Annotated in this window: 12 protein-coding genes; all 12 read right to left on the reverse strand. The window is 36.1% G+C overall.

What is annotated here, in order from left to right; genetic code table 11:
• Window positions 1–418: arginine repressor (locus AC3AX0_RS04495; protein ID WP_487549110.1), on the reverse strand; the 418-nt coding region annotated here is incomplete at its 3' end.
• A 98-nt stretch (window positions 419–516) separates the two neighbouring features.
• The gene (locus AC3AX0_RS04500) at window positions 517–1,314 is read right to left on the reverse strand and encodes a TlyA family RNA methyltransferase (RefSeq protein WP_487549111.1); all 798 of its coding nucleotides are present in this window, start codon (window positions 1,312–1,314) and stop codon (window positions 517–519) included.
• Between the two features lie 7 nt (window positions 1,315–1,321).
• Entirely contained in the window at window positions 1,322–1,873 is a 552-nt protein-coding gene (locus AC3AX0_RS04505; protein WP_487549112.1) for a hypothetical protein, read from the reverse strand.
• 595 nt (window positions 1,874–2,468) lie between these two features.
• The gene (gene xseB, locus AC3AX0_RS04510; RefSeq protein ID WP_487549113.1) at window positions 2,469–2,660 is read right to left on the reverse strand and encodes an exodeoxyribonuclease VII small subunit; all 192 of its coding nucleotides are present in this window, start codon (window positions 2,658–2,660) and stop codon (window positions 2,469–2,471) included.
• Window positions 2,653–3,852, reverse strand: a complete 1,200-nt coding sequence (gene xseA, locus AC3AX0_RS04515) for an exodeoxyribonuclease VII large subunit (RefSeq protein WP_487549114.1) — start codon at window positions 3,850–3,852, stop codon at window positions 2,653–2,655. The genes xseB and xseA overlap by 8 nt, the downstream gene beginning before the upstream one ends.
• Before the next feature lie 51 nt (window positions 3,853–3,903).
• Window positions 3,904–4,311 carry a transcription antitermination factor NusB gene (gene nusB / locus AC3AX0_RS04520; protein WP_487549115.1) on the reverse strand — a complete coding sequence of 136 codons (408 nt, stop codon included), beginning with the start codon at window positions 4,309–4,311 and terminating at the stop codon, window positions 3,904–3,906.
• Complete coding sequence (locus AC3AX0_RS04525; protein ID WP_487549116.1) at window positions 4,311–4,709, reverse strand: Asp23/Gls24 family envelope stress response protein; 399 nt, start codon at window positions 4,707–4,709, stop codon at window positions 4,311–4,313. The genes nusB and AC3AX0_RS04525 overlap by 1 nt, the downstream gene beginning before the upstream one ends.
• A gap of 45 nt (window positions 4,710–4,754) precedes the next feature.
• A complete protein-coding gene (locus tag AC3AX0_RS04530; protein WP_487549117.1) occupies window positions 4,755–5,024 on the reverse strand; it encodes a CD1247 N-terminal domain-containing protein in 270 nt (89 codons plus the stop codon).
• Between the two features lie 9 nt (window positions 5,025–5,033).
• Complete coding sequence (gene efp, locus AC3AX0_RS04535; protein WP_487549118.1) at window positions 5,034–5,591, reverse strand: elongation factor P; 558 nt, start codon at window positions 5,589–5,591, stop codon at window positions 5,034–5,036.
• A gap of 18 nt (window positions 5,592–5,609) precedes the next feature.
• Window positions 5,610–6,062 carry a prepilin-type N-terminal cleavage/methylation domain-containing protein gene (locus AC3AX0_RS04540; RefSeq protein WP_487549119.1) on the reverse strand — a complete coding sequence of 151 codons (453 nt, stop codon included), beginning with the start codon at window positions 6,060–6,062 and terminating at the stop codon, window positions 5,610–5,612.
• Window positions 6,063–6,131: 69 nt separating this feature from the next.
• The gene (locus AC3AX0_RS04545) at window positions 6,132–6,596 is read right to left on the reverse strand and encodes a type II secretion system protein (protein WP_487549120.1); all 465 of its coding nucleotides are present in this window, start codon (window positions 6,594–6,596) and stop codon (window positions 6,132–6,134) included.
• The coding region (locus AC3AX0_RS04550; protein ID WP_487549121.1) for a hypothetical protein at window positions 6,586–7,124 on the reverse strand (539 nt) is incomplete at its 5' end. The genes AC3AX0_RS04550 and AC3AX0_RS04545, both read right to left, overlap by 11 nt.

Genomic DNA, 7,124 nt, shown 5'->3' on the forward strand with positions numbered 1-7,124 from the left:
CATCTACAGATTCAAGACTTTTGCATGCTACAAAAACTGTATCATCACCTGCAATAGAGCCACCTATATCTGTTATTTGAAGAGAATCAATTGCAGAACCACAAATTTGAGCAGCTCCCGGTATTGTCCTTATTATGACTATATTCATTGCTGCATCAATTGAAACTATAGAGTTTTTGAATATTCGAACAAGCCTGTCAGATATCGAATTCTGGCTTTCCTCTATTGTTCCATATTTATATTTTCCCGACTTTGCAGTGACTTTTATCAGTCTTAATTCCTTGATATCTCTTGAAATTGTTGCCTGAGTTACATCTATTCCAATGACTTTCAGTGCTTCAGCCAGATCTTCTTGGGTTTCGACTTCCTTCTCGTTGATTAGCTCAAGAATTTTGGACTGTCTTGCATATTTCTTCATTTATATCTCCTTGTTTTATATAATGTATACGGAATATTTCCCGTTAAATATCTTCCTAAATATAATATATCCTATTATTGCATATTTATACACGGATTTCAATTATTTAATTGCTCCAGAGCAAAATTTACAATTTTTTCAGGATCAATTTCAATATTTTCATCCTTTGTTACAAAAAGAGCAAGGTATTCTATATTACCCTTGGCACCCTTTATGGGAGAAAAAGTGACTGACTTGCAAAATAATTCATTTTCTTTTGCATAATTAACCACATTCTGAATAACCTCCATGTGTACTTTCTTGTCCCGGACAACACCGTGCTTTCCAACTTTATCCCTGCCAGCTTCAAACTGGGGCTTAATGAGGGTTACAATTTCAGAATTGTCTTTTGAAAGCTTTTTAATATTTGGGAACATATGCATTAAGGATATAAAGGAAACGTCAACGCTGAAAAAATCCATCCTGTCTTTAATGGTATCTGTATCAAGCCTTCTAAAGTTAACCCGTTCCATTACCTCTACCCTGTCATCAGTTCTAAGTTTCCAGTCAAGCTGTCCATATCCAACATCTACTGAATAAACCTTTGATGCACCGTTTTGAAGCATACAGTCAGTGAATCCTCCAGTGGAAGAGCCTATGTCCATGCATACCCTGTTTTCAAGTACAAGATCAAATTCAGCTATTGCTTTTTCAAGCTTGAATCCTCCCCTGCTTACATATCTATCCTTTTTCTTCACCCTGATTTCGGAATCAACCTCTACCAAAGCTCCCGCCTTGTCTACAATATTATTGTTTACAAGGACTTGTCCAGCCATAATAGACCTTTTTGCCTTTTCTCTACTGTCGAAATATTTATTTTCAGTTAAAAGAACATCAATTCTTATTTTTTTTCCCATTTTCCACCTATACTTTAAATTTAATAATTTTATGTACCTGTCTTAAAACACTTGCTGCAGCCATGATAATAGTCTTTGACCTGTTTATAGCCAGATCCTTGCCTAGAGCCTTGCCACCTACTGTAAGACCTGCAATTATGCTGCTCATCAAGACACTCATCAACGAGCCGCTCACAAATCCGTGGCTTTCAATCAAACTCAATACAATGATCGTCCCGGCGGCACCACTGATGATTCCAGCAATATCACCAATTACATCACTGCAAAAGCTCGACACCTTTGAAGCGTTTTTTGTTATGAACAAACAATATTTTGCTATTTCAATCTTTTTGGCAGCCATTGCATGAAAGGCTTTTTCATCTGAAACGGCAGAAGCCACTCCAATAATATCAAAAATAACACCTATACTGATAATTGCTATAAGTGTTAAAAACGCAATATATATATTTAAGTTTTTCAAGATGGATCCAGAAGTAAAACTGAAAAATGACGCCAAAATAATTGTCGACACCGTTACTATCAAAATCCAATGGTTATTTGCTTCCTTATTATTGCTCATTTATTTCCTCATATTAAAACTAAAATGGCGGTACAAACAGTAAATTTTACGGCTTAGGTTCAGTTGGATTTCCCAAGCATCAACCCTTTGTCGCCAAAAGGAGGTTCCCCTTTAATAACACTTCTGTAAAGTTGCCTGTTACAGTACTGAATTACCACTTAGTCCGCACTACAATCCTTTTCATACCTTCTTACGAATCAGTCTAGGAGTTTTCCTCCACAGCTGCTCTATTCTCTAGCCTCTTTTGCAGTAAAAGTTTCAGCAGCATGGTCCTTCGATACATGAGCTCCTGCGTCGTTGAACTTTAATCTACATCCCATTTTACCACTCAAGGCAGGCTACGCTGCCGGCAGGATTGCTGCCAGACAGGTTTTCCCATTGCTAGGTCTCCACGATAGTGGGGTCCACGCCCACATGCCGTTGCGGATCGCCCCATCTACCTTACTCCCAGAAAAGACCCTCGACTGGGCGTCGAAAGCCAAAACCAGAAACTTCATCGATTTGCCCTTTGACGGATTTTTAGGCCCGCCCTCAAGAATAGATATACTGACTAGAATACTGAGCCATTCTTCAAAATTATATCACAGAGTGATATTTATTTCAATTCCTCACCTATTGCTACAAATTTATTTTCAGCCTTTTCAACAAGGTCTCTGCAATAGTTGTACAGTTTCATTCCTTCCTCGTAATTCTTTACAGCTTCATCAAGTGAAAGATCCGTATTATTGAAGGACTGAACTATTTCATCAAGCTTTTTAACAGCTTCTTCAAAACTCATTTTATTCATTGTCTTTTTCTCCCGAATCAAGAATTTTGGCTCTTGCAAATTCATTTAAATTTTCAATGACCACAATGTCATCCTTTTCAATATGTGAAATATTTTTGATAATATTATTGTCATTGTCCTTTAAAAGAACAAAGCCCTTGTTGAAAATTTCAACCATGTTGTTTTCACGAAGTTTAATATGCATTTCATCAAGAATACTGTTTTTATCTCTAATATATCTTTCTAGACTTCTTGATATATCATCTCTCTTCGTCTTAATTATATCATATTTTCTATCCATAATGGTTTTGCCGTCTATGAAATTAAGCTTCTCACCAGCTGAGTTTACATAATATTTCTTTCTCTCAATATAGTCAGAGGCTCTGAAATTAAGGTTTTCCAACATGTATGGCAAATTATGAACCATAAGTTTATATTTTCTCATTACATATTCAGCTGCAGCCGTAGGAGTTTGTGTTTCCTTGTCAGCAATAAGGTCTGCAATGGTCATATCGCTTCCATGGCCTATGCCGGTTACAATTGGAGTTTCTGATTTATATATGCTGCTTCCCATTATTTCATCGTTGAAGGTGTCAAGATCCACTTTGGATCCTCCTCCCCTTGCAATGATTATAACGTCGCATTTCTTTCTTGAATTGAGATGCTTGATTCCTGATACAACATTGAACACCGCAGAGCGTCCCTGAACAAATGAATTATAAAAGAATACTTCCAGACCTACACTACATTCCCTGAAGACCCTTTTAATATCTTCAACAGCTGCCCCTTCCAGGGAAGTTATGACACCTATTCTTTTAGGATATTCAGGAATAGCTTTCTTGTGCTCTTTTTCAAAATAACCCATTTTTTCAAGTTTCTTTTTAAGTTCGGAAAAAAACAGGCTTTCTTCGCTTTCTGCTTCCTCCACAACTTCATTTACTATTATCTGGTAGGTGCTTCTTTTGTCATAGGCTTCAACCTTACCCTTAAGGACAATTCTAGTACCTTCCTTCAATTCAAGTGACTTATGGAAGGATACACAGTTAATAATACTATCCTCATCGGCAAGAGAAAAGAATTTAAAGCCGTTTTTAGACTCTCGGTAGTCTCTTACATCACCTGTGACAACAACATTGCTTAAAATGGGATTACTGTATAAAATTTTTCTTACATAGGCGTTGAGTTCCGACACCTTCAGTGGCTTTAATTTCACAATATCACTCTTTCCATAAAAAAGACAGCTAAAGCTGTCCTGAATTTTATACTAGCTATCTTGATCTTTACTTCTGTTTAAATTTCCAAGTATACCATTTATGAATTTGTGGGCATCAAAGTTTGAATATTTCTTACTGATTTCCACAGCTTCATTTATTGACACGCTTACAGGTATGCTTTCGTCATATTCCATTTCACATACAGCAAGTCTCAGGATTGCAAGATCCACCTTTGCTATCCTGCTAAGCTTCCATCCGTTGGAATACTTTTCTATGGAATCATCAATTTCAACAAAATTCTTAACAAAATTGTTTACCGTTTCAATGAAATATTTTTCATCCACTTTCATCTCAAGTGATTCTATATATTCATCAGCATTAAACCCTTCGATTTTTTCGGTCATGTCCAGCTGATAAAAAAGTTTCATTAGTTCTTCTCTGGTTTCTTTTCTAGTCATTAATTTTCTTTTTCCTCTTCAGTTTCATCTTCCTTGGGATCTTCTTTGGGGATAACCACATTCTGTACTATTACATTTACCTTCGTAACATTAAGTCCAGTCATGTTTTCAACTTCCCTTTTAACCTTATCCTGCACCTTGCTGGCTACATCGTGTATCTTGAAACCATAATCAATGGTTATAGTCATGTCAATAACGGCATCATTATCCTTAAGCTCAACCTTTATGCCCTTAGTGTAGTTTTTCTTTGTAAAAAGACTTGAAAGTTCATCAACAAACCCGCTTGCAACGGAATTGACTCCTTCAATTTCAGAAGCGGCTATGCTGGCTATTATGCTTATAACCTCATCAGATATCTTAACCTGTCCGTCATTTAGCATTTCATGTTTTTCACTCATAATAATACCTCCTTTCAAAAGAAAAAGGGAGAATAATCTCCCTTTTTATTCTTCGTCCAATTCTACTTCTTCAATCTCTTCAATATCAAACTCTCCGAATACCTCTTCTTCAATGATTGAAAGATCGTCATCCATAAGTTCAACATATTCTTCCATTTCAGCCTGCTCTTCGTCCATATCGTCAATAGTCTCGATAATGTCTTCAAGTATATCAGCTATTGCAGAAATTGCTTTTCCTTCTTTTGTAGTTTCATCCATTTCCATTCCGTCAATAAGACCGTTTAGGTATGCAATCTTTTCATATAAGTAATCCATATTACCCTCCTATACTCTAGACAGGTATTCACCTGTTCTGGTATCAATTTTTATTTTGTCTCCAATTTCAACAAACAGCGGAACTTGTACAGTGGCTCCTGTCTCAACTTCTGCCGGTTTGTATGTAGCTTGTGAAGTATCACCTTTGAATCCTGGCTCAGTATGTACAATTTCAAGTTCAACAAAGTTTGGTGCCAGTACCTCGAAAGGCTTGTTTTGGAAAAATCGCATAGTTGCAATTGTATTTTCCTTAAGGAACTTGATTGCTTCTTCCACCTGCTCAAACTCCAGTGGAATCTGCTCAAAATTTTCTGTATCCATGAAGTGGTAAAGCTCTCCATCTGTATACAGATACTCCATTTCCTTCGTCTCGATATGTGCCTTTGGGAATTTTACTGTAGGATTGAAAGCTTCATCTCTGATAGCTCCAGTCATAACGTTTTTAAGCTTCGTTCTGACAAAAGCGGCTCCCTTTCCAGGTTTAACGTGTTGGAAATCAAGTATCTGCCAAACTCCGTTATTCCATTGTATAGTTATTCCTTTTTTAATATCACCTGCTGATATCATATTTCCTCCTGTTAATGTTTATTCTAACAATAATATTCTACCGGTGTTGGGAACAATGGTTATTTCCCTGAAGTTACCGGTTGATTGATGAAGTATGGTAATGGTCTGTGCATGTTTCGGAGTTCCATTAGCATTAAACATTATATCAGGACTCACATTGTAGTTGATCTCATAGCCTTTTCTCAAGTCTACCTTTCTTACAATCCTGTTCATTACATTCTCAGTCATTCTAACAGAGTAAAAACAATGGTCATAATGTTCCAGATCATTTGAAAGCATAATGCTGCAGGACTTCACAGGTTCAGCCATATCCATGTTTTTTACATATCGGATATCACAAACCAGTTCTTCTGCCACACTATCAAGATAAAAACCATCAATTGACAGTTTGGGAATTGCTATCATTACAATAACTGACATTAATCCAAGTACAACCACTAATTCTACTAATGTAAATCCCTTTTTATCCATACCTACCCCACTATATTTCAATATAACAAAGCAATTCAATTATATATCATGTTTACTACTAAATCAATACTAATTAATTGCATTTCTCATTAATACTGAATTTTCCAGGATATATGACTCTTTTCCCTTTTCAAAGATAATCCTGTAACTTACCAAATTGTCGTCGTTTACAGAGAATTCCATTGATTCAGCATAAACGGCAAGCTCAGAACCTTCCTCGAATATGTCTCCGTTAGCCTTGTGCATTATCCTTTTAACCTGATACAGCCAGTTGCCCTCTACAGGCATATAGGTATTTAAAGTTATCATATTGTAATCATCCCTTATTTCTATGGTCTTTGAATGAGATATCCTGCGCAGAAGATATTCATTTACAACCTGTGCCTGGTACTGAAGCTCGTTCATGTTGCTAAGTCTTTTAGTATTTTTAACATTTATAATAAAAAAAGATGATATCTGAATAATCAATATTCCAATCAGTGCAATTACCATAATGGCTTCTATTAGTGTATGACCTTTCTTGTCAGTCGCCATAAGTCATTCTCCAGTTCTTCTTGGTAAAAGGTTTAGCACCACTTGTATTATTAATCATATCAAGATTTTCAACAGGGATATCTATTGAGAGAAATCTGTTGAAATCCGTAAATGCGTCATTAAAGCTGTGCCCACTGTTTCCCAATTCCCATGCCAGATTAGTACTGTAATTATTTGTAAGGCTTTTTACTCCCTCACCTTCAATATACAGGTCACCGAAACAAATTATTGCTCCTTCAAAATTTATATTTCCATATAGATGAACATCACCTGCTGAAACTATTATACCTTTTAAATCAAAAGCCTCAGCTTCTTCTGATTCTTCAAATATAATTTCATGCTGGCTGTCAATGTTTCTTGCAGTTATATTTAAGCATTCTCCATATATGTCTTTGTCCGTATTATCGTTTTGATTGCTGCCCATATAATACGGCGGTCCAAAAATATGTATAGTCTTTGAATTCTGATTTGTTGCACAAATATAATAAGTTTCATCTTTTGAACTATCAAAATGAGTTGTGTGCGGAT

It is taken from the genome of Dethiosulfatibacter sp. (assembly GCF_983023055.1).

What these genes read in the sequence shown, in the direction of transcription:
- efp (WP_487549118.1), bottom strand. Translation starts at nt 5,591, where the DNA reads ATGATATCAGCAGGTGATATTAAAAAAGGAATAACTATACAATGGAAT.
- AC3AX0_RS04530 (WP_487549117.1), bottom strand. Translation starts at nt 5,024, where the DNA reads ATGGATTACTTATATGAAAAGATTGCATACCTAAACGGTCTTATTGAC.
- nusB (WP_487549115.1), bottom strand. Translation starts at nt 4,311, where the DNA reads ATGACTAGAAAAGAAACCAGAGAAGAACTAATGAAACTTTTTTATCAG.
- xseB (WP_487549113.1), bottom strand. Translation starts at nt 2,660, where the DNA reads ATGAATAAAATGAGTTTTGAAGAAGCTGTTAAAAAGCTTGATGAAATA.
- AC3AX0_RS04525 (WP_487549116.1), bottom strand. Translation starts at nt 4,709, where the DNA reads ATGAGTGAAAAACATGAAATGCTAAATGACGGACAGGTTAAGATATCT.
- AC3AX0_RS04505 (WP_487549112.1), bottom strand. Translation starts at nt 1,873, where the DNA reads ATGAGCAATAATAAGGAAGCAAATAACCATTGGATTTTGATAGTAACG.
- AC3AX0_RS04545 (WP_487549120.1), bottom strand. Translation starts at nt 6,596, where the DNA reads ATGGCGACTGACAAGAAAGGTCATACACTAATAGAAGCCATTATGGTA.
- AC3AX0_RS04540 (WP_487549119.1), bottom strand. Translation starts at nt 6,062, where the DNA reads ATGGATAAAAAGGGATTTACATTAGTAGAATTAGTGGTTGTACTTGGA.
- AC3AX0_RS04500 (WP_487549111.1), bottom strand. Translation starts at nt 1,314, where the DNA reads ATGGGAAAAAAAATAAGAATTGATGTTCTTTTAACTGAAAATAAATAT.